This window comes from Brasilonema angustatum (assembly GCF_059505445.1).
Genome location: NZ_JCACKO010000155.1, coordinates 1 through 21330, shown reverse-complemented (window position 1 = coordinate 21330; position 21330 = coordinate 1). Strand labels below are relative to the sequence as shown.

The 21330-nt window shown below is 40.6% G+C and carries 19 protein-coding genes, 1 pseudogene and 1 CRISPR repeat array; of the genes and pseudogenes, 10 read left to right on the top strand and 10 right to left on the bottom strand.

Annotated features, from left to right (window positions below; translation table 11 throughout):
• The first annotated feature begins 7 nt into the window (after nt 1-7).
• Nucleotides 8-307 (top strand): DUF7734 family protein, encoded by a 300-nt coding sequence (locus tag AC5JM2_RS34280; RefSeq protein WP_169266246.1) that lies wholly within the window; start codon nt 8-10, stop codon nt 305-307.
• Nucleotides 308-557: 250 nt separating this feature from the next.
• Nucleotides 558-2180 (top strand): glutamine-hydrolyzing GMP synthase, encoded by a 1623-nt coding sequence (gene guaA / locus AC5JM2_RS34275; RefSeq protein WP_495840421.1) that lies wholly within the window; start codon nt 558-560, stop codon nt 2178-2180.
• A gap of 125 nt (nt 2181-2305) precedes the next feature.
• Here guaA and cdf31 read toward each other — a convergent pair whose 3' ends face one another.
• Both cdf31 and AC5JM2_RS34265 read right to left on the bottom strand, forming a co-directional pair.
• Nucleotides 2306-3196 carry a CDF family zinc efflux transporter Cdf31 gene (gene cdf31 / locus AC5JM2_RS34270; protein WP_495840419.1) on the bottom strand — a complete coding sequence of 297 codons (891 nt, stop codon included), beginning with the start codon at nt 3194-3196 and terminating at the stop codon, nt 2306-2308.
• A gap of 220 nt (nt 3197-3416) precedes the next feature.
• Nucleotides 3417-4820: direct repeats of the CRISPR family, unit length 37 nt; unit sequence GTTTCAATCCCTAATAGGGAGTAAGAGAAATTTCAAC.
• 211 nt (nt 4821-5031) lie between these two features.
• Nucleotides 5032-5178 (bottom strand): annotated as a pseudogene (locus AC5JM2_RS34265) (CRISPR-associated endonuclease Cas2); the annotation flags it as partial.
• Nucleotides 5179-5252: 74 nt separating this feature from the next.
• On the opposite strand from AC5JM2_RS34265, the gene AC5JM2_RS34260 reads away from it, so the two are divergent.
• Nucleotides 5253-5603, top strand: coding sequence for a hypothetical protein (locus AC5JM2_RS34260; protein ID WP_495840417.1), 351 nt, complete (start codon nt 5253-5255; stop codon nt 5601-5603).
• A gap of 334 nt (nt 5604-5937) precedes the next feature.
• On the opposite strand, the gene AC5JM2_RS34255 is transcribed toward AC5JM2_RS34260, so the two are convergent.
• From AC5JM2_RS34255 to AC5JM2_RS34240, 4 genes are all read right to left on the bottom strand, one after another.
• Nucleotides 5938-6174 (bottom strand): DUF4327 family protein, encoded by a 237-nt coding sequence (locus tag AC5JM2_RS34255; RefSeq protein ID WP_041040790.1) that lies wholly within the window; start codon nt 6172-6174, stop codon nt 5938-5940.
• Nucleotides 6175-6486: 312 nt separating this feature from the next.
• A complete protein-coding gene (locus tag AC5JM2_RS34250) occupies nt 6487-8082 on the bottom strand; it encodes a glycoside hydrolase family 3 N-terminal domain-containing protein (protein WP_495840414.1) in 1596 nt (531 codons plus the stop codon).
• Nucleotides 8083-8722: 640 nt separating this feature from the next.
• Entirely contained in the window at nt 8723-9124 is a 402-nt protein-coding gene (gene rbfA, locus AC5JM2_RS34245; RefSeq protein WP_495840413.1) for a 30S ribosome-binding factor RbfA, read from the bottom strand.
• A gap of 86 nt (nt 9125-9210) precedes the next feature.
• Nucleotides 9211-9417, bottom strand: a complete 207-nt coding sequence (locus AC5JM2_RS34240; RefSeq protein ID WP_495840411.1) for a DUF751 family protein — start codon at nt 9415-9417, stop codon at nt 9211-9213.
• A 375-nt stretch (nt 9418-9792) separates the two neighbouring features.
• Between AC5JM2_RS34240 and AC5JM2_RS34235 the strand changes: the two genes are divergently transcribed.
• Nucleotides 9793-10626 carry a DNA adenine methylase gene (locus AC5JM2_RS34235; protein WP_495840408.1) on the top strand — a complete coding sequence of 278 codons (834 nt, stop codon included), beginning with the start codon at nt 9793-9795 and terminating at the stop codon, nt 10624-10626.
• 7 nt (nt 10627-10633) lie between these two features.
• Here the strand turns inward: AC5JM2_RS34235 and AC5JM2_RS34230 are convergent, their stop codons facing one another.
• Nucleotides 10634-11116, bottom strand: a complete 483-nt coding sequence (locus AC5JM2_RS34230; RefSeq protein WP_495840407.1) for a PD-(D/E)XK nuclease superfamily protein — start codon at nt 11114-11116, stop codon at nt 10634-10636.
• Between the two features lie 292 nt (nt 11117-11408).
• A complete protein-coding gene (locus tag AC5JM2_RS34225) occupies nt 11409-12626 on the bottom strand; it encodes a HetZ-related protein (protein ID WP_495840405.1) in 1218 nt (405 codons plus the stop codon).
• Between the two features lie 83 nt (nt 12627-12709).
• Between AC5JM2_RS34225 and AC5JM2_RS34220 the strand changes: the two genes are divergently transcribed.
• Complete coding sequence (locus tag AC5JM2_RS34220) at nt 12710-12940, top strand: hypothetical protein (RefSeq protein WP_495840404.1); 231 nt, start codon at nt 12710-12712, stop codon at nt 12938-12940.
• Nucleotides 12941-13010: 70 nt separating this feature from the next.
• Here the strand turns inward: AC5JM2_RS34220 and AC5JM2_RS34215 are convergent, their stop codons facing one another.
• Nucleotides 13011-13673, bottom strand: a complete 663-nt coding sequence (locus AC5JM2_RS34215; RefSeq protein ID WP_495840402.1) for an L-threonylcarbamoyladenylate synthase — start codon at nt 13671-13673, stop codon at nt 13011-13013.
• A gap of 234 nt (nt 13674-13907) precedes the next feature.
• On the opposite strand from AC5JM2_RS34215, the gene larC reads away from it, so the two are divergent.
• Nucleotides 13908-15269, top strand: coding sequence for a nickel pincer cofactor biosynthesis protein LarC (gene larC / locus AC5JM2_RS34210; RefSeq protein WP_495840400.1), 1362 nt, complete (start codon nt 13908-13910; stop codon nt 15267-15269).
• 99 nt (nt 15270-15368) lie between these two features.
• Here the strand turns inward: larC and AC5JM2_RS34205 are convergent, their stop codons facing one another.
• The gene (locus AC5JM2_RS34205) at nt 15369-16061 is read right to left on the bottom strand and encodes a DUF6658 family protein (RefSeq protein WP_495840398.1); all 693 of its coding nucleotides are present in this window, start codon (nt 16059-16061) and stop codon (nt 15369-15371) included.
• Between the two features lie 969 nt (nt 16062-17030).
• Between AC5JM2_RS34205 and AC5JM2_RS34200 the strand changes: the two genes are divergently transcribed.
• From AC5JM2_RS34200 to AC5JM2_RS34185, 4 genes are all read left to right on the top strand, one after another.
• A complete protein-coding gene (locus AC5JM2_RS34200) occupies nt 17031-17945 on the top strand; it encodes a lysylphosphatidylglycerol synthase transmembrane domain-containing protein (protein WP_495840397.1) in 915 nt (304 codons plus the stop codon).
• A 982-nt stretch (nt 17946-18927) separates the two neighbouring features.
• Nucleotides 18928-19179: an NAD(P)H-quinone oxidoreductase subunit L gene (ndhL, locus tag AC5JM2_RS34195; protein WP_495840554.1), complete on the top strand. Its 252-nt coding sequence runs from the start codon at nt 18928-18930 to the stop codon at nt 19177-19179.
• A gap of 24 nt (nt 19180-19203) precedes the next feature.
• Nucleotides 19204-19512, top strand: coding sequence for a DUF3007 family protein (locus AC5JM2_RS34190; protein WP_495840395.1), 309 nt, complete (start codon nt 19204-19206; stop codon nt 19510-19512).
• 871 nt (nt 19513-20383) lie between these two features.
• A complete protein-coding gene (locus tag AC5JM2_RS34185) occupies nt 20384-21028 on the top strand; it encodes a heterocyst differentiation related protein (RefSeq protein WP_495840393.1) in 645 nt (214 codons plus the stop codon).
• The last annotated feature ends 302 nt before the right edge of the window (nt 21029-21330 follow it).

The window sequence follows — 21330 nt, the reverse complement described above, 5'->3', positions numbered from 1 at the left end:
TTTTAAAATGAACAATTCTATCAGCAAGCGTCTAGAACAATATACCGTCAAACGTCCCCAAGAAGTCCTGCTTGTCAGTGTGGAAATTGCGGGTGAGGAAGACCAAATTGCCATTTTTAAAGGCTTTTCCAGTTCTTTAACGCGCCCAACTGCCTTTGACCCCGATGTTCCTGTGCTGCAAGATGAAGCAAAAATTATCAAAATTGACCGCGTAGCCAGTCCTTATAATCCGGAAGCACCCCGCTACATTCAACAAGGACTTTCTTGGGACAATATGCAAGTCCTGTTGTCACAAATGGGAGTTTGATAATAGCAAAATTATGTTAATTTATTATAAATAATCTTAAGATTCACCAATCAGGCTATAATATTTTACCAATCTAGGGTAAGTTTTTCTTCTTAATACCATTTACACATAACTATCGGCTAAGCAGACGCACTCAAAGTCGCGTGTGCAGAGGGTTTCTACTACCATCACAGCCTGACAACGCAGAGAAATGGTATTGTTTTTAACCTGATAAGCGACAATTTCTTCTTACACTCACATCTTCCCTGCCATGAACACTGCGGTGACTCTACCAACAGAACAAGCGCCTGAAAAAGTTGAATCTTTAAGGCCGCTTAATCGCCAAATGATTGTTATTCTCGATTTCGGTTCTCAGTATTCTGAACTGATTGCCCGCCGAATTCGTGAAACCCAAGTATATTCTGAAGTCCTTTCTTATCGCACCACAGCTGAACAACTACGTCAACTCAATCCTAAGGGGATTATCCTTTCTGGAGGTCCCAATTCAGTTTATGACAATGGTGCTCCCCGGTGTGACCCAGAAATTTGGAATATGAGACTTCCGATTTTAGGTGTGTGCTACGGTATGCAACTGATGGTGCAACAGCTGGGCGGGGAAGTGGCAAGAGCTGATCGAGGTGAGTATGGTAAAGCATCACTCTATATAGATGATCCCACAGATTTGCTCACTAATGTTGAAGATGGTACGACGATGTGGATGAGCCACGCAGACTCTATCACTCAGATGCCAGAACAATTTGAATTACTGGCACATACGGAAAATACTCCGTGTGCAGCTATTGCTCATCACGACAAGAAACTTTACGGCGTCCAATTCCATCCAGAAGTAGTGCATTCTGTTGGTGGTATAGCTTTAATCCGTAACTTTGTATACCATATCTGCGAGTGTGAACCGACTTGGACAACTATCGCTTTTGTCGAAGAAGCTATTCGAGAAATCCGCGCCAGAGTTGGCGAGAAACGTGTGCTGTTGGCGCTTTCTGGAGGAGTCGATTCTTCAACCTTGGCATTCTTGCTGCATAAAGCTATTGGGGATCAGTTGACTTGTGTTTTTATCGACCAAGGCTTTATGCGAAAATATGAGCCAGAACGACTGATAAAACTGTTCCAAGAACAATTTCACATTCCGGTAGAATATGTCAACGCTAGGGAACGCTTCCTTTCTTCACTGTCCGGCATTACTGACCCCGAAGAAAAACGTCGTATAATTGGGCATGGATTTATCAGTGCTTTTGAGGAAACATCCAGACGCCTCGGACCTTTTGATTATCTAGCTCAAGGCACGCTTTATCCAGACGTTATTGAATCTGCTAATACCAACGTTGATCCACAAACTGGAGAACGGGTGGCGGTGAAAATCAAAAGCCATCACAACGTTGGTGGATTGCCCAAAGACTTGCGATTCAAACTGGTGGAACCGTTACGGAAACTGTTCAAAGATGAAGTCCGTAAAGTAGGACGTGCTATTGGTTTACCAGAAGAAATTGTCCAACGGCATCCTTTTCCTGGACCGGGTTTAGCGATTCGCATTATAGGCGAAATTACTGCCGAAAGGTTAAATATTTTACGTGATGCAGACTTAATTGTGCGTCAAGAAATTAACAAACGTGATTTGTATCACGATTACTGGCAAGCATTTGCTGTTTTACTACCAATTCGCAGTGTAGGTGTTATGGGCGACCAACGTACTTATGCTTTCCCCATCGTTTTGCGGATTGTCACCAGTGAAGATGGTATGACTGCTGACTGGGCGCGTGTGCCTTATGATGTCTTAGAAGTGATTTCTAACCGGATTGTGAATGAAGTCAAAGGTGTTAACCGAGTGGTTTACGATATCACCTCCAAGCCGCCTGGAACTATTGAGTGGGAGTAATTTCAAATGCCCACCTGATTTGTTTTTTGCACCAGCAAGTAGCCAAGTGTAAAACCTCACCCTGCCCTATCGGGCATCCCTCTCCTTGTTAAGGAGAGGGAAAAATTTTTACGCAGTAGTCAGGGCTAGAAGGAAACATGGTTCGACTGGTAAGCAGGTGGTTCGACGTGAATCAAAATTCTAACTGGACTGAAACGTTCTTCTAGTCGCTTTTCAACTTCCTCGGTGATACGGTGGGCAGTTTCTACCTCAGGTGCATCGACTATTAAATGCATTTCGATGAAGACTTGACGACCGATCACACCACGAGAAGCAATATCATGACAGTTAACGACTCCAGGAACAGAAAGTGCGATCGCATGAATCACTTCTGGGGCGATCGCCATCCTATCAACAAGCCAAGGTAAATTTTCTTTTAAAACAGTCCAGCCACTCCAAAAGACTAACAAAGCCACAGGAAAAGCCAAAGCCAAATCTAGCCACTCAAAACCTAGCCACACACCAATCAAACCAGCAATCACAGAGATTGTTACCCAGATGTCACTCATAGTGTGTTTGGCGTCAGCAATCAAAATTGGGCTTCTCACCCGTTGTCCTATACGACGTTCGTAAAACGCCACGAAAATATTTACACCCAAGACAACCAGTAATAACCCTAACTCTGGTGGTGATATTGTGATGGGCTTACCACCACCATTGATGATTCGTTCAACCGCCCCCTGGAGAATTTCAAAACAAGCTATACCTAAAAAAGCAGAAATTCCCAACGCCCCTACTGCTTCAAATTTTAAATGCCCGTATGGATGATCCCGATCTGGTTTTGGGGAAGAAAACCGACTGGCAATCAATCCTAATATATTGTTGGCGCTATCAGTCACACTATGTAAAGCATCAGCAGTCAAACTCAGAGAACCTGTCAAGTTTCCTACGACAGCTTTTAACACCATGACAAAGATATTCAGCACTAAGGTAATAATTAAAACCTTTCGCACTTTTGCGCGGTTATCTTGAGTCATAAAGTCTTTTTTTTATCAGCTTAGATAAATCTAAGTTTAGATCGCAAAGTGTCAAAAATCTTTCAAAGTCTTACATGATAAGGATTTACTTTATTGTTAAAGGAACGAATAATTGGGTTTTGTTGGGAATATTTTTAGCTAATTTTTCGTCAATTTCTTTGAACATTAGCTATAGCTTTTTGATGTAATTATATTTTTTATCATTAAAAGTTTTTCAATCGGTTCAATCCCTAATAGGGAGTAAGAGAAATTTCAACCTACTCGTAGTTCAAAACGAGCGTTCACCTCTTCTTCCGTTTCAATCCCTAATAGGGAGTAAGAGAAATTTCAACTTTAATTTGTTGGATGGCTGCATCATCCCAAATTAGTTTCAATCCCTAATAGGGAGTAAGAGAAATTTCAACTAACAATGACAATAATAGACTGATAGGAAACATTCGTTTCAATCCCTAATAGGGAGTAAGAGAAATTTCAACCACTTGCAGCCCTTGCGCTGTAGTTGACCAAGATATTAAAGTTTCAATCCCTAATAGGGAGTAAGAGAAATTTCAACCTTATGGTATCCAAGACTTAAAGCTGAAAGCCGACGTTTCAATCCCTAATAGGGAGTAAGAGAAATTTCAACCTAAATAATCATGCGATTATAGTTAAAGTTACTTGGAAGTTTCAATCCCTAATAGGGAGTAAGAGAAATTTCAACCAACAATCTGCTTCGACATTACCCAACGCAAACCGTTTCAATCCCTAATAGGGAGTAAGAGAAATTTCAACTTCTGTTGATAGTCGTAACGCTCAATTCCTGTAACGTTTCAATCCCTAATAGGGAGTAAGAGAAATTTCAACGTTCAATTCCTTTGGTTTGAGGTGCAATTATGGAGTTTCAATCCCTAATAGGGAGTAAGAGAAATTTCAACGACCAAAGCCAATACTGATGATGACAGTGAACTAGAGTTTCAATCCCTAATAGGGAGTAAGAGAAATTTCAACTTACCTAGCAGATGGGACAGAATACACTTTAGTTTCAATCCCTAATAGGGAGTAAGAGAAATTTCAACTGCGATCGCAATTTGTCCTGTTGCTATTTTTGGTTTCAATCCCTAATAGGGAGTAAGAGAAATTTCAACAATTTTTGTGGGCTACTACAACTGTTACTGTTAACGTTTCAATCCCTAATAGGGAGTAAGAGAAATTTCAACGGATCTGGGCAAGTAAAAGTACCAACTATTAATTCAGGTTTCAATCCCTAATAGGGAGTAAGAGAAATTTCAACAGATAAAAATTCAGTTATACAGAGATTGACTATAGTTTCAATCCCTAATAGGGAGTAAGAGAAATTTCAACCTCATAGGTGGTTTGCAAGGTTGGGAGAGAATGTTTCAATCCCTAATAGGGAGTAAGAGAAATTTCAACCTGGGAATGTTCCTCAAGAAATGGCGATGGTTCATGTTTCAATCCCTAATAGGGAGTAAGAGAAATTTCAACAATATTAGTCGCTATATATGCAAAAGCTTTTCCTGTTTCAATCCCTAATAGGGAGTAAGAGAAATTTCAACTTGGATGCCTACAAAAGGAGATGTGGTTGTTGTGGTTTCAATCCCTAATAGGGAGTAAGAGAAATTTCAACTGCGGCAGTTAGAAAGCTGCACTATATAAACTTTTCAAGGTTCTAAATCGCGGATGATGTAATGATAGCACTAGAAAAAGTAAATTGCTTGACAGCAAATGGCTGGAATCCAGTCTGGGCAGGGGGCGCGGATGGTTGTAAAAGATTTTTGTCTGAAATTCCTGTCCTGTAAGCAATCCAGCCATTTTTTTTCAAACCTCTTTTTCTACACCTACCCATCCGCGCATTCGGCAAAGAAAATCGTGTCATCGCGAGGTTGTTCGCCGCCGATACGTTCAACTTTACCAAAACAGCAGGCGCACAGAAAATCAAATTGCATGCTATCCGTATCAGGTTCACTTTGTTTGTTCAAGCACGAACTCCTCCCTGATCTCCCCAAATGAGTGTTCACGAATCATTTACGATTGCTATAGAAGTTTTTATCAGTAGCTCATGTCCGAAAATCGTCTGACACTGAACTTAGTAGAAGGTTCCGTCTCTTTTAGTTTTTCACCTCAAGCCGCACGAGAATTTAAAGCAGCACTGGATGAGTTGATGCAAAGCCTCAAAGCTGTTGCTGCTAAAACCACCCCTGGTGGTAAACCCAGTCCCCAGCGTCCAATGGAATATCGTTACACAGGAGAGGTATTTTTAGAAATTTTTTGTAATCCCAATATTTGGTCTACTCCGTTTGCAGCCAAAGTATTGCTAACTGTCCGCGATGCGACTATTCGCTTGACAACAGAAGCCGAACTGACGCGCGTCATAGAAGACATCAACCAGTATCTCGAACAAGTCGGGTAACTTAACCTGTATATTGTCAGATATACAAAACTTCCGGAGCACTTGCTGAAATTGAACTGCTCCGGAATTCACATATCTAAATGTGGCATTAACACCCTAAAATCTCTATACCCAATGTTCAGCAACACTTCTAGGGCTACTTTGACGGGTGGTTGCAAGGCGAATGTAGATTAAGAATCTCCAGAAAACACTTTTGTATCGAGGGAAGATGGGATATTTAAGATTTTGGACTGGAAAAGGTTCATAAAAAGCAGAGATTACATTTCAATTTGAGGGTTAAATCCCTTTTTATCAATTTCTATATCCCATTCCACAATCAAAAATGAAAAACTGATTAGTCGTTTTCCCACTGTTCCCGACCGATCAGATCGGCAATGCGATCGCGCAGCAAGAAATCACACTTTTCTAGCTCACATTCAATACATACCCACTCTCTAGCCGGGATGTATTGGCACAAGGTATAAATCGGCTGCTGTCTGCTGACCAAGCCCTTTTGCACCAGTCGGCGTGCTTCATCTTGTATCACATCTAGAGAATAGTAACTGATAGAAGGCACCGTATTCACACTCATGGTTTTTGCTCACAATTTAACACTTAATTGATTTCCCAAAATCCCTTAGGAACAAACGTTGATAGATATGGAAAGCTAGTCGTCGGGGTTTTGTAGTTTTATATACGGAACTATTTTCATTTTGACGCTATACATCCTAAAATTATATGAAGAAATGTTACGAAAATCAACGAGTCCTGACATTTGCTTAAATTGTATTGCACGCTAACACATTAAGAGAGTTGATTGATCTTGCTGACGTTGTTAAGGCTGTTTTAGTGGCTGCTAAAAAGCACGGTCTGGCAAGAGAAAATGTTTTTCCAGATAGATTCTCTACATACCAAAGAGGGTGCGTAGAGCGCACTCTTGTGCTGCTGACATTTGCCCATAAGAAAATACACCAGGAACATCCTTCGGAAGTAAAGGTATAAATTGTTGCCATACATATGGACTACCGTATAAGACAAAAGCTTGTAAGTCCTTGGTTGTTAACAATTTCTTAAGTAAGCCTTCTGCTGCCTTAGTAAGTCCTGCACTCCCACGAAATGGATTTCCTCTAATAAAGACCTGTAGTAAAGTCGGATGATTTTCCTCCAAGTTGCTGGTATTTTGAGTCTGATAATCAACAATTTGAATTTTATATCCCATCTTCTTCGTACGTGTAATTACTGGCGAAAATTTGTCTAAAAAGCTACAATTTAAGCTCTCATCAACAACGATTATATTGTATAAATTCACTTTTTGCTTATTATTAAGTTTTATGACATTTATAACTTGCTCTAATGCTAACGCGGAGCCATGAATGATTTGGCTTTGCTGCAAAATCTCACCAACAATCTCAAGAGAATCCTTTTGAGCCGTGCGCTCGATAAAACCTGTAGTAGTGACTGGTTCAGAAGAGATTTTGCTCTTCGCTTGCCAAATACGCTCAACAGAGTCGCGAATGCGCGATCGCGAAATCCGACCACTTTCAACAGCGCTACATACAGCACTAATAGCCTCTTCGGGATCAACAGGCATGAGTAAAATATCAGCACCAGCCTCCACAGCCATCACAGGAGCAACCGAAGCTCCATAGCGGTTGGTAATAGCACCCATAACCAAAGCATCTGTGGTGATCAAGCCTTCAAAGCCTAATTTTTGCCGCAACTGCCCTGTTAATATTTTGTGTGACAAGGTCGCTGGTAGTTCTGGATCTAAACTGGGTATTAATAGGTGAGCGCTCATGACTGTATCTACACCCGAGGCGATCGCCGCTGCAAAAGGTGGTAATTCCACTTGTGCCAGTCGCTCTAAAGAGTGCGGGATCACTGGTAAATCCAGATGAGAATCAACAGCCGTATCGCCATGCCCTGGGAAATGCTTCGCCGTTGTCAGGACAGAATAACTTTTTGCACCACGAATAAAGGCGCAAGCCAACTGACTAACCTCATCAGGCGTTTCGCCAAAAGCGCGAACATTAATCACAGGATTATCAGGATTATTGTTCACATCCACCACAGGAGCTAATACCCAGTTAATCCCAATGGCTAAAGCTTCTTGTGCAGTGACGGCTCCCATTTTTTGGGCATAATCCAAACCCAACTTTTGATCCTTGCGGAAGATAGAGGCTAATGCCATTGGTGGCGGAAACCAAGTTGATCCACTAAAGCGCTGTCCGACACCTTCTTCAATATCAGCAGCAATCAGTAAAGGAGTTTTCGCCCATTTTTGTAATTGTTGTGTCCTGATAGCTAATTCCCCAGCACTTCCCCCCAGTAAAATCACTCCACCAACCCCTAAGTCTTGCACCCAGTGTTGGAGTTTTGCTGCTGGTGGTTCCCAGACAGGATACTGAATTTGGTGATCGAATAAAAAGCCCGAGGCACGAACAACGATCATCTGAGCCACCTGTTCAGCCAGGGAGAGTTTGTCTATATCGGGCAGCATAGGCAGTTACAATTACAAAATTCAAAAAGAGAAAACCCAACACAAAAAGCAGGAGTACGCACAGCTATCTTATAGTTTGCTAAGCAAATATCAATGGCTTTTTTCTTTAGACATGGCATGTCAAGTCAAAATCTCATTTTAGAGTTTGCTAAGCAAAAATAGACGTTTAACAGTCCGATTGGATCAGACGAAAGATATTGTCCCTATGTTAGATGTAGGGAAAAGAATTTGCACCATACCCGAAACCCCACAATTAACCCTCTGTTAACTGGCTGGTCTTTAGTTTTGTAAACTACTCTGCCTTTTAAAATAAGCACAAACTCTTAACAGTGAACAGTGAACAGTGAACAGTGAACAGTGAACAGGGAGAAAAATAACTCCCTCATTCCCTCATTCCCTCACTCCCTCACTCCCTCATTCCCAGCCTACGGCTCGCTGCTCTAACATTCCCTCATTCCTTGCCTTACTCCCTCACTCAAACGTAGTCTGTAACCTGTAAATTGTTGTAACTGCCCTCTCAGTGAGCTTTGCATTAAGCAAATTTAAACAGACACGACTAGTCGTGTCTGTTTAATGTTTAGCTGACGTACTTTAATTAATTGTTGTTTACGTTACTTAATCCTCCGGACATAAATCTTTATTATTCAACGAAGTTATCTTTATTTTCTTCTGCCGGATTTTCTAGTTGACGTTCTAGCTGAAGCTTGTTTAAAAGCGACAACACCTTTGTACCACGTTCTATAGATCGATCTTCAAGAAACACCACCTCTGGTGTGCGACGCAGACGCACTCGTGCACCCAGTTCACTGCGGACGTAACCTGTCGCTGACTTTAATCCAGCCATTGTTTCTGCTTTGGCTTCCTCTGTGCCATAAATACTGACGTAGATTTTTGCATGTTGCAAATCTCCAGATACATCAACGTCAGTCACACTCACCATTCCTGTCCCCACACGATCATCCTTGATACCGTTGAGTAACATTTGGCTAACTTCCCGTTTAATCAACTCAGCAACGCGGGAAACGCGGCGATCTGTAGCCATAAAATTCGTCTCCTCACAGAGGATCTACTACACATTACATAAATACGACTTTGTTAGGGGAGTGAACCTCCCACCAAAGTCATAGTCTAAATTGTACTCAAACCAAGCATCGCACGCAGCGTGAGAGTAAGAAAAACCAGAGCGCCTAAAAACAAGCCCAAAATAGGTATTAAGGTGACTGGGCGTTTAAAAAGAGGTATCAAAGGCGCATAAGCATTCAAGAGCACACCCAAAAGTGTTGTAATGAAATAGCTAGCGTAGCGAGAAATATTTTTCCAGAATCCGTCAAACATCTAGATTTAGACTACCTTGTTATAGACGACACGTTTTTTTGATAAGTTTATTTCTTCTCATTGTAATCTGACATGAGAGAATTACTAAGTTGCTCAACTTAAGGAAACATAAAATGTCCGCTGCAAGCGGAACTATGTTAACGAAGTAATCGCAAATACTCTCTTGTACATTATTTTGAAATCTTGAGCTACTTAAATTAATCTAAAGATATCGCATTTCTAAATAATTCATGCATGATATTCTCTTTTCCTTTCTTGTCTTAGCGAACTTCGCGTTTTTGTGGTTGGTTTAAATTAATGTTACAATCGTAAATATAATTGGTATATAATATAATTATTGACACTAATTAAATAACTATATTAATTAATTTTTAAATGTTGAGTCAAGTTGATAAAAAAGATTTTCCGCGTCCATTTTTAAAATGGGCAGGTGGAAAAAGCAGACTAATTCCAAGATATGATACCTATTTTCCTAATGAATTCCAAAATTACTATGAGCCATTTCTAGGAGGTGGAGCAGTTTTTTTCTATTTGTATACTAGGCCTAAGCAAGCGATTTTAACTGATATTAATTCAGAACTCATTAATACTTATGATTGCGTCAAAAATCATCTAGATGAATTAATTAATATTCTCCAATATCATGAAAAGCAACATAATAAAGATTATTACTATCAAATGCGAACTACTGTTGAGGATAGTGAAGTAAAAAAAGCAGCTCGTTTAATATATTTGAACAAAACTTGTTTTAACGGTCTTTACAGAGAAAACTCCAAAGGCAAATTTAATGTACCAATGGGCAGATACAAAAAACCTAATATTTGTGATTCATCTAGCTTACGTTCAGCATCACTTGCTTTGCAATCAGCAGAGATAAAAGTCAGAGGTTTTGAAGAAGTGCTAGATGATGCTAGCAATGAAGATGATTTTATCTACTTTGATCCACCGTATTATCCAGTCAGTACCACCAGTAATTTTACATCATATAGTCGTTATAGTTTTCATGAAAAAGAGCAAAATAAACTAAGAGAAGTCTTTGGAGAACTCGCAAAACGTGGCGTCAAAGTGATGCTATCTAATTCAGACACTTCATTTATTCGCGAGCTTTACAAAGATTTTCATATACATACTGTGTTAGCTGGGAGATCAATTAATTCTAATGCAAAAAAACGTGGCGTCATTAACGAATTGTTAATTACTTCGTATTAAAGATGTATTAAAGGTTATTGTTAGTCCAAGCAACAAAACTACTTAAATTATGAACTGCTAATAAATTTTGATTATGAGCTACTTGGTTTTTTAACCAGTTAATTGAGCCTGGTTTCATTCCTCCACCGTCAATCAAAACAATAGCTGGTGCAGGGTAGCAATTCTGGATGTTCAAATTAACGTAAGGAAGTTTTTCATCAACTGAGCCATTAATTTGCTGCCATTTACATTCAATGATTAAACCAGAAGGAGTTGTTGCTGAACCAATGATGTAAAAGTCTACAGAAATATCAGTACCATAAATTCCTGATCCAATGTAAACCTGTCTTGCGTATCGTTTTGGAAGACTTGTGCAGCTTATAAGATATCCCAAACGCTTCTTCTTTACGAGATTAGAACCGACTAACTCATACCCATGCCCTAACAAAGTTCCTTCTACAGTTTTTTCCAAGACGTTGCCAGACTGATTTGCTCTGCCACCTTGAGTCATTGCTCTCCAAATATTGAAAAGAAAAAGCTGACTATAAATTATAGCTTTGATTTTAAGAATAATTTACTTTTGGCGGCAACATTTGAGAATTATTGAACTCTGCAACTCTTCCTTTGTCCCCCATTACCCTCCTCTATTTCCCAATAGATCGGAAATAGAGAAGGAAAGGTGAACAGCAGATTTTTGAGTTAGAACAACGAATAGATTATCTATGTTTAACATTAAACAAATAGGATAAACTCTAGAAAATTGAATAAGACTAGCTTCTTGGTTGATACAATTCACTACAACTTTAGCCTGCCTGCATTCCTGTACTACCGTTGCGGATAGTCCATGCAATTTCTAACATTTGAGTCCAGCGCTTTTGTAGCTGTTTGGGAGTACATTTGATTGTTCTGGCGATCGCTTGATCACTGTGTTTTGCAGTTTTGAGCTGCAAAATTTGCTGTTGCTGTTCCGAAAGTTGACTGACAAATACTTCCCACTGTTGGGAGGATAAACCCAATTTCTGTTCTAGCCCTGCGCCTAACCATTGATGTACCAACTGCCACTGGTGTTGCTTAGCAAACTTTTCTACATGATACTTAAAACGCTGTTGTAGATAATCGCGCTGGCGGGTGGTTAAACCGAGAATTTGGTCAATTTCTGGTGCTGAGAGATCCTGCAGTTTTAAAGATAGATAATCTATGCAGTCAGTTTGACCGTGAGCTTCTAAATATTTTACTAATTCTGAGATGACGCGATCGCGCTCGGAATCTTCAGCAGGATCAAACTGAGATTGTGCTGTCATCTGAGAGCGAACTTGTTGAACCGCGCTCGTGCGCTGATAAGATTCTGCTTCTTCGCTCTTAGCCGACTCAACAGCTTGTTCAATATCTACAGTAGTTTCTTGAGGTAAACGACGAGCAAAACTTTGAGCACGTAATATAACCAACTGTTGATTACCGCCAGGCAGATTGATGCGACGTTTGGCATATTGTTCTGTAAACGCCATATATTCTGCGAGTTCTAGTTGAGTACGTGGGGTATAATCTTCCGGAAGTTCGTTTTCACGCCGGAAAGCTTTGATAGCTTCCAGATAAAATGCTTGTAGGAAATCTTCAATCAAGTTGTAACGAGCTTCAAACCCTAAATCAGAACTTGATATGATAATGTGCCGGTAAACCATCGCCCCCAATTGGCTATGTAATTCTACACGACCTTTTTTTGAACCCAATTGGTAGTAACGCAGGCATTTTTGCGAACGATGCCTTGCCAAGTTTAACAGCCAAGACTTAATTTGTCCTGATGTTTGGATGCGCGAACTTTTGCTGCAGATGCGTTCCACTTCTTTTGCTATGCGCTTTGCTATAGCTTGCACCGACGTAGGTGTTGTTTTCACCTGAGATTGCATTTCGTTGCACAGCAGTTGCACCAAAGCATCACTATTACAAACTTGCAATTGTTCCGTCGAAACGTGGTGGTTTAAAGAAGGTGTGGATATGGGTAGGTTGGGAAGATTTGGTTTCATGACTTTTCTAGAATTGGTATTGCACCGTACAACAATACTTAGACAGCACTACCAAGGCACGCCCCAGTAAGCAAATCTCTTTCATGGTTTTTATCCATCAAGAGTCGCCGTCAGAATTGTTCACACAATATGACTGTAAAACAACCGAAAAAGTTACAGTATTAGCGGTGTGTCGGTTTTTTTACAAACCACTAAAAAGCGACAGATACATGGATATCCGTCATGATTCCCAAGTACCCCAAACCCTTACTGCACCAAGATTTTTCACACTTCAAATCATACCTAATCCCAATCTTGTAGGTATGACAATCTAAAAACTGGAGTCATTTCTACTCTGTTTTATGGAATTGACAACTGGGGGCGTGAAGTTAAATATTTATACTTTTATACCCATGCAGCGACTTTTTCCCAGCCTAAACCTTGCCGCACTATCGTTGGTATTTCTCCTGTCATATCTAATATAGTAGAAACTTCATATTTGGGTTCCTCCCCAGTGTCCACAATCACATCTACCAATTTGTCCAAACGGTCAAATAATTCTATTCGGGTTAGGTAAGCTTGTGCTTGTTTGTCATTATACTCATCATCTATATCATCATTAGGTGGTAAATGTGCTGAAGTCGAAATAATTGGGTTTGCCAGCGCTGACAATAAAGCTATACACATAGTATGATTTGGCACTCTAATTCCAGTGGTCTTCCGCTTCGGATTTTGTACCAGTCGTGGCACCAACTTTGTTGCAGGTAACAAAAACGTATACGGTCCTGGAATTAAGCTTTTCATCATCCGATAAGCATTATCGCTTACATAAGCATAAGTGGCAACATTAGAAAGCGAGGGACATAAAAATGTCAGTGGTTTATCATTTGCCAACTGTTTTATTTGTCTTACTCGCTCCACTGCTGATTTAGCATTTAAATCACAACCAATAGCATAAACTGTATCCGTAGGATAAAGCATCACTGCGCCACGTTGCAGTTGTGCTTGTATTTCCTCTATACGCCGGACTTGGGGATTATCAGGATGAACTTGAAAAATTTTTGCCATAGAAATAAAAAAAAGACCAGTAGTTAATCGTTAGTGGTATTTTTAGCACTTAACAACTCGCAACTAACAAACAATTAATAATTAATGACGGAAAAAAGCACTTAGAACGCAGAACGGGCTGCGGCCTTGCAGTCTACAGAATTGAATGTTGGGTACAAGCCCCCACATCGGTTCGTGGAATCAATTATTTTATCCAAAATCCAAAATTCCTAATCCAAAATTGTTTGACTCATTATGACTAAAATTGCGTATCTTCAATGTCCCACAGGAATTTCCGGTGATATGTGCCTGGGATCTGTGGTTAGTTTGGGTGTTCCTTTAGAGTATTTAACCGAAAAGCTCAACGGGTTAGGGATTGAGCATGAGTATCAATTGAGAGCAGAATTTGTTCACCGTAATACTCAACAGGCTACCAAAGTTCATGTGGATTTAGTAGACCACCATCATCACCACCATCATGAACACAATCACCATCACGGACGCCACTTGCCAGAAATTGAGCGGATGATTCAAAAAGCTGGGTTACCATCACGAGCAGAAGCTTGGAGTTTGGCAGTATTCCAACAGCTAGCAGTCGCAGAAGGGGCAGTACACGGTATTGCGCCAGAAAAAGTTCATTTTCATGAAGTGGGTGCTGTTGATGCCATTGTCGATATTGTTGGCACTTGTTTGGGTTTAGATTGGTTGGGTATCGAGAGCAATGATCAAGGATTACCTTTATTATTCTGCTCGCCGCTACCTACTGGTGGGGGAACAGTTCGAGCTGCGCACGGGCAAATGGCTGTACCAGTACCAGCAGTCTTGAAGTTATGGGAAATGCGCGGCTGTCCAGTTTATAGTAACGCTATCGAACGGGAAATGGTCACACCAACAGGAGCTGCGATCGCAACAACTCTTGCTGTAGACTTTGGTTCTCCACCTCCAATGACCATCAAACAAGTAGGACTGGGTGCTGGTTCAATTCATTTACCTATTGCTAATATTCTACGCCTATGGTTAGGTGAAGCAACAAATTTAGCAATAAATGGGGCAACGAATGTCACAGATAAATTAACTGTGGGTTTCACAGATAATTCATCCGCAACAAAATTCATTGCCAGTGATGCTAGTCCAGCTTTGGAAACTGTCTGTGTTTTAGAAACCCAAATTGATGACTTAAGTCCACAGGCTATAGGTTATGTGTTTGAGGCATTATTTGCCGCAGGTGCTTTAGATGTCTTTACCCAGTCTTTAGGCATGAAAAAATCTCGCCCAGGAATTTTGCTGAGTGTGATTTGTCATCCAGAAAATCTACACAACTGTGAAGCTGTTTTGTTTCGCGAAACCACCACTTTAGGAATTCGTCGCTCAACTCAGCAACGCACCACTCTCCAACGAGAAATTCAACAAGTGGAAACTGAATACGGTGTTGTGCGCGTCAAGGTAGCATGGACAGGACAAGCAAACAAAAAAGCGATAACTAACGTCCAACCAGAATATGAAGACTGTGCAGAACTTGCGCGAAAACACAATATTCCTTGGCGAGAAATTCAGCGGCTAGGGCTACAGAATTGGTACGCGCAAACAGCAACAGCTATTGGCGGTGAATTTCTCTAGTCTGTTTAACACGACAGCAAAAAAGCCCGCCTATGCGGGCTTGGTTCATCTGCTCACAGACTGAAAGTTATGAGCAAATAACAACAGGCTATTAGCTAATTAATTAACAGCATCTTTGATGGCATTACCAGCCTTTTCCAAGATGTTACCAGTGTTTTTGGCCGCCTCTTGAGTTTTATCATCAGCAGTGGTCTTGGCATCTGTTAACTTTTTGTCCACTGCATTGCCAGCATCTTCTGCGGCACGCTGAGCACTTATCTTTGTGTTTTCAGCAGAACGTTGAGCAGTTTTTGCTGTACCCTGAGCAGCATCGCTGGCGTTTTCTTTGATATTTTCAATACCTCGCTTGGTTCCTTCAGCAAAGTTCTCAGCCCCACTCTGAACTTTTTCTGTGATCTTTCCAGTTTCTTTCTGAATATTTTTGCCTACTTTTCCTGCATCTTCACCTACGCGGCGAATATTTTCTCCTGCATCACTCGAGCTGTTCTGGATGTTTTTTTCCGCATTTTTTTTGAGAGCCTCAGCTTCAGCTTTGAATTTACCTTCACTGGTTCTGGGATCAAGATCGCTAAAGTTATTCATCCCGCCTTCAGAGCCAGAATTTACATTGGCTCCTTTTGGAACATATGTTTCAGAATTAGGAGGTGCAGATTGGTCTCCTACAGTTTGACGAGGCGCTGTTGCAGCTACAGAACTACAAGCTTGTGTAATAAACAGTATCATTCCCGCCACAAAAACTGTTATAAGTTTGATTGGGCGAATGTTTTTGAACAGTGCAACGATTTTTTTCACAGTGCGACTCCTTTTGCTTGTATGACAAAGTTTAACATTAACCAAGAACTAACTGCGTATTAGCTTATCAACAACGTGACTTTTCACGACATGTGGAAAAGGTTATTTTGGGCGCTTTCTAAAACCTGATTTTTCCGTCACTTATTCTCATTAATCAAACACTATTAGCAATAATGTTGTGAAAAAAACTACGCTGTTTGGTAGTTTGAGAACTTCAGGTGAAAAGTCAGATCAATAACAGCCCAGCTAAAAACACTATCACAATCTGGCGCAGCCGCAGTTTTTTTATAAAATTAAGTTAAACTATTCACCTATTCCTCCCGTCAACTACAAACAAGAAAAATACTTTCTTAATATTTGAGCAACGATTTCTTCATAAGATTACAAAGAGAAAAACAAACAATGCCTCTAGCAAAAGTCACATTTTATTACTGTCTTTGTCTAACTTTAGAGGTATATCAGTTATCATAATTAGCATCTGATTTGCAGGTGTTAATTTTGTCTCATTTTATGAATGTATGAATATTTAGTTACCAAATTATGCTAAATGAGATAAAAAATAAGATGCTTTGATTTGCAAATTAATTAATGCTTTTTATATTAAAATCAGCTAAGTTTAAGAAGCTAAAATAGCTGCGATATCATCAGATAATATAGTTTTTATCTAATTAGACAAATAAAACAGTGAAAAACTTAAAAGTAAAAAATAACTTATTTTTTCTTATATAAATTTTAGTCAAAAAAGCTAAATATCTCAACAAAAGCTTTCACAAGTTGTGCGGGAAATACTGGTACACATAGCTAAGATACCATATGATTTTATGTAGTCAGTCTGTGAGCAAAGTTATAAGAGTAGTCAGGTAGATTAGGACATGAACTAATGAAAAAATACTGACACCAGCAGACAATCACACGCCTGTTAAGCGTTAAGCGTTAAGCGTTCCCTGCTACATAAAGTAAATTACCAAAATGATCAAGCAAACTTTACGCTGGCTAATTTTAGGTGGAACCTTATTTTTTCTGGTAAAAGCCTTTAAAGATAACTGGCAAGAAGTCGCTACCATCCATATTGACGCAGTGGGATGGGCAATCCTGGCGATCGCCACAGGTATCACATTGGTAGCACACACTTGGGCTGGTTGGGTATGGACTTGGGTTCTTCGAGAGTTAAATCAACCAGTCCACTCTTTCGAGTTTATTCAAGTTTACCTCAAAACAAATCTTGCCAAGTACATACCAGGTAATATCTGGCATTACTACGGAAGAATTATAGCAGCAAAAAATGCAAATGTTTCTCCAGGTGCAGCAACTCTTAGTGTATTGCTAGAACCTCTACTGATGGCAGCAGCAGCTTTAATTGTTGTTCTACTCACTAGCCAATTTCTAACCGAAAAAACTACCATCATTCAACTCATCCTACAACTACTGGGTTTGTTAGGAGTGCTTTGTGTTTTACATCCCAAATTTTTGAATAGAGCGACTCACCTCTTGCAGCGTATAAAGGTAAAAAAATCTGCTTCCAACACCCAGCAAGGAGTTAGCTGGAGTCTAGAACGATATCCCCTACGACCTTTGATAGGAGAATTAGGCTTTTTGGGACTACGCAGCGCAGGGTTTATATTAACTTTATTTGCCTTGAGTCCTTTAAACTTTAGTCAAATTCCTTTATTAGTTGGTGCTTTTAGTTTTGCGTGGTTACTAGGGTTAGTGGTTCCAGGAGCACCTGGTGGCTTAGGGGTATTTGAAGCCACAGCGATCGCACTCTTGCAACAACATTTTCCAACTGCCGTAGTTCTAAGCGCAACTGGTTTGTATCGTCTGGTGAGTATTTTCGCTGAAACTGCTGGTGCTGGCTTATCTTGGATCGACGAACGCCTCTTATAGTCCTCAGTTTTGAGGAGCCAGCACCATTTTATTCTTGGATTATTTTTTTATTCTGAATCTCAGATCTCCCTAGAGATAAGCTACAAACTATGCCTAGCCTATCCCTAAGGAGTATTCTGAATTCTGAACTTGGAATTCTGAACTTGGAATTTTGAATTTTGAATGGGGGTGGAGGGACTTGAACCCACACGACCGTTTAGGGTCAACGGATTTTCATTCTCTCGCAGCTTTCACTACTGCCTAGTTGGTTCAATAACCCGATAAGGCTTTGAGAATTGGACTCTCCCTTTACCCTCGACTTTACGTTAGGGTAGCTCCCGTCGAGTCTCTGCACCTTCCGCATTGGTCATTAATCATTTGTCCTTAGTCATTTGCTAGTAACAATTAACTAAAAACGAAAGAAAAAAGACAAATTTGGCTTGGCTCAGGATTGCCATATCTGTTATCAGATTTAGGTTTCCCTGAATTTGAGAGCAGTCACTTGTTGGATTTCTCCATCAAGGCTCAGTTATCTAAGTCCGTAGCGTCTACCATTCCGCCACACCCCCTGACATGTTTGGGAGTCAGTTGTTTTGTGGAGGTAATAAAGAACCTCCTCATCTATTCCAGCATTAAATGTGTTATTTGTCCAATTTTGCACTTTTACACTGGAAAATTTGAGATTCTTGAGTCGAAATCGAGCTTTTAGGTTATTCTAACTTGGCTCTTACTTTCGTTGCCGCACCTTTTGGGTTCGCTAGTCGCCGACCTTCGAGTTACCCTCAAAGTAGCGCGCTTAGCATTACAGATGTTTGCTCAAGCATTTCTCGTGTGCGTTGTACAGCACTGGTTGTTTACTTTAGCATAATTTTTGGAAAATAGATCAAAAAATAAAAGTAAAGATGGAAGTAATTTTTTAAATCTTTATTATTCAATCTTAATTCCTCCACTAGGGCAACAATACTTCCAACAGCCAAGGCATTCAGCCTATCATGGAAAACAGATCCACCAACAGGTCTTTTCTACTGAGAGCCAAGAAATTATGGTTGTAGCGCTACTGTATCTGATTTTAGCTGGAGCTTATCTTTTGGTCGTACCAGCCGCTGTCCTGTTTTACTTAAACTTACGGTGGTATGTGGTTAGCTCTGTGGAACGTGCCTTCATGTACTTTTTAGTATTCTTCTTCTTTCCAGGTTTGTTGCTCCTGTCGCCGTTTGTAAACTTGCGACCCCGACCGCGACAAATTGAAGTTTAACGAAATTGGTAGGTCATAACTCTCATGCGACGCATTGATGCTATCGGAATTGGCTTTGGCATTTTTGTTGCAGGCGGCTTGGCATATGTCTTACTGAAACTAATAGGCATAGATAGCTCGAAAGCTGGTATTTGGAGCCAAGTCTTATTATTTGTTGGTTTGATTGCCTGGTTGTTGAGCTATGGTTTCCGTGCGGTGGGAAAAAAAATGACCTACCACAAACAACGGGAACAATATGAAGAAGCCTATTTGCAGAAGCGCTTGGAAGAACTTACTCCCGAAGAACTCGCAAAAATTCAAGCCGAAATAGAACAGGAACAATCCCAGGTGTAAATTTGTTCTTTGTCCTTCATTAGGAGCTACTATTGGCGCAGTAGCTCCTAATCACAACTATCTCAGTTGCTGTGTGACCGTTTTGAACAGAAAATATTAAGCGCAGCCCCCTTCTCAAGTCGCCAGACTTAAGCTTTCGATCCTGTGGGTTCAAGTTGCTCTCGATAAACACAGGGTGTAGGGATGTAAGAGAAAGAGTGTTTCTTTCATCCATAATGAGTGCTACGCTGCCTGTGGGTCGCTTTTAAGAAACACGGGGGTGTAAGAGTATAGGGGAGCCAGTACTTGATGAGGGTCTCCCTCCGTAGGTATCTGGCGTGAAAAAGGTGTTTCTTTCATTCGTAGCGGGTGGCGCGCCGCCAGTGCCCCTGCTCCTAAGAAACACGCTTAAGGCTTAACGCTTAACACTGAAGAAGGGAAAGGGTGTTTCTTTTATTCATAACGGGCGGTGCGCCGTTGCGGACAAAATAATTTGGTAGTCCTGTATAGGAATGATACTGGCGACGCATAACCTGCTCAGTTACAGCCTCAGAATCATTACAATACATCACCACCAATAATTTGTCTCAAAGCAGGGATAACAACAACTTGATATATGCTTAATAAGTTAAACCTGGTTAAGTTAAGCGAAGTAGATTAAAAAAGTTTAACAAGGGGGTTTTGTTACTTTCCTTGGTAGACAATTTCATCGATATCGTCTTGAATATATAAAGCAGATATCGAGTGGTCAGATGGTAAAAAACGATTCTATTCCATGACTGATAATTTGGGTATGTATGATGTAACCAGTAGGGTAAAAGTTTTATGATGAGTGTGAGAGAGTGTCAGGTATTAATTATTGTAGTTTCGTGGCAGTCTAGAGGAAAAGGCGATGAGTGAGAGCATGGCATTTATCGGCGGAGTCGCCGTCGCTGGGCTAGCGGCTCTCGTGTTATTAAAGGGAGCAGGAGGAAACCCTCTACCTAACTACACAGTTGGCTCACAACTACCACCAGCTGTGGTAGCACCTTCAACAGTCATACCGCCAACTGCAACTTATGCTGGGCAGCCATATCCTAATCCAGTGCCAGTCAATCCAAACAACGAAGAAATGCGTGTACAGACGGAACGACTGAAGATGGAAAATGAAGGACTCAAGAATGAAAACAATGGTCTCAAAACCCAAGTTCAACAACTCCAGTCCCAAATCCAACAAGTTTATAACTACCAAGTCCAATTAAATCAACAAAACCAACAACAAAATGCAGCCCAGTTACAGCACCAGTCTGAAAATCGCTGGTGGTCTTCTCCTGCTGTTTGGGCAGTAGGAGGCATAACTCTCACGATAGGTGGTGGTATTGTGGTCGCTGGTGTCTTGGCTTTGTTCTCACCAAAAGAGCGTCCCACTCGTACCGTACAAGTTATTCATCCCTATAACGGTCCCACTCCACCCCTTGCCCCTGTACGTCGCGCTGAATTTCTCCCCCCTCGTACCGAAAGACGAGTTGAAGCACAAGAATATGATGATATGTATTAAAAGTTTCAGTAGTTAACAGTTAACGCTGAGTTATAAACCCTTATACTCATTAATCATAGGCTGTTAAATTAGTCTACCAGTTTGTGGTACTCAGACCGAAAACTATTTTCACCCCAGCGTTCTTGCTTTGGAGTTATCAAGGTCACATCCGCCGTGAGAATGCTCTGGATTAAAAAGGTAAAGAAGAGCGCTTAATTTTAGGAATACGGCGTCTTTATCTTTACTATCGAGCATAGTAAGTCGGTATTAATAACCCAAGTTGCTAGTTACCTCCCTGCGCTGCGCGCAGGGGTATCGCGTAT

Excerpts from the sequence above, each read along its gene's own strand:
- AC5JM2_RS34280 (WP_169266246.1), top strand. The coding sequence starts at position 8 with ATGAACAATTCTATCAGCAAGCGTCTAGAACAATATACCGTCAAACGT.
- guaA (WP_495840421.1), top strand. The coding sequence starts at position 558 with ATGAACACTGCGGTGACTCTACCAACAGAACAAGCGCCTGAAAAAGTT.
- cdf31 (WP_495840419.1), bottom strand. The coding sequence starts at position 3,196 with ATGACTCAAGATAACCGCGCAAAAGTGCGAAAGGTTTTAATTATTACC.
- AC5JM2_RS34260 (WP_495840417.1), top strand. The coding sequence starts at position 5,253 with ATGTCCGAAAATCGTCTGACACTGAACTTAGTAGAAGGTTCCGTCTCT.
- AC5JM2_RS34255 (WP_041040790.1), bottom strand. The coding sequence starts at position 6,174 with ATGAGTGTGAATACGGTGCCTTCTATCAGTTACTATTCTCTAGATGTG.
- AC5JM2_RS34250 (WP_495840414.1), bottom strand. The coding sequence starts at position 8,082 with ATGCTGCCCGATATAGACAAACTCTCCCTGGCTGAACAGGTGGCTCAG.
- rbfA (WP_495840413.1), bottom strand. The coding sequence starts at position 9,124 with ATGGCTACAGATCGCCGCGTTTCCCGCGTTGCTGAGTTGATTAAACGG.
- AC5JM2_RS34240 (WP_495840411.1), bottom strand. The coding sequence starts at position 9,417 with ATGTTTGACGGATTCTGGAAAAATATTTCTCGCTACGCTAGCTATTTC.
- AC5JM2_RS34235 (WP_495840408.1), top strand. The coding sequence starts at position 9,793 with ATGTTGAGTCAAGTTGATAAAAAAGATTTTCCGCGTCCATTTTTAAAA.
- AC5JM2_RS34230 (WP_495840407.1), bottom strand. The coding sequence starts at position 11,116 with ATGACTCAAGGTGGCAGAGCAAATCAGTCTGGCAACGTCTTGGAAAAA.
- AC5JM2_RS34225 (WP_495840405.1), bottom strand. The coding sequence starts at position 12,626 with ATGAAACCAAATCTTCCCAACCTACCCATATCCACACCTTCTTTAAAC.
- AC5JM2_RS34220 (WP_495840404.1), top strand. The coding sequence starts at position 12,710 with ATGGTTTTTATCCATCAAGAGTCGCCGTCAGAATTGTTCACACAATAT.
- AC5JM2_RS34215 (WP_495840402.1), bottom strand. The coding sequence starts at position 13,673 with ATGGCAAAAATTTTTCAAGTTCATCCTGATAATCCCCAAGTCCGGCGT.
- larC (WP_495840400.1), top strand. The coding sequence starts at position 13,908 with ATGACTAAAATTGCGTATCTTCAATGTCCCACAGGAATTTCCGGTGAT.
- AC5JM2_RS34200 (WP_495840397.1), top strand. The coding sequence starts at position 17,031 with ATGATCAAGCAAACTTTACGCTGGCTAATTTTAGGTGGAACCTTATTT.
- AC5JM2_RS34190 (WP_495840395.1), top strand. The coding sequence starts at position 19,204 with ATGCGACGCATTGATGCTATCGGAATTGGCTTTGGCATTTTTGTTGCA.
- AC5JM2_RS34185 (WP_495840393.1), top strand. The coding sequence starts at position 20,384 with ATGAGTGAGAGCATGGCATTTATCGGCGGAGTCGCCGTCGCTGGGCTA.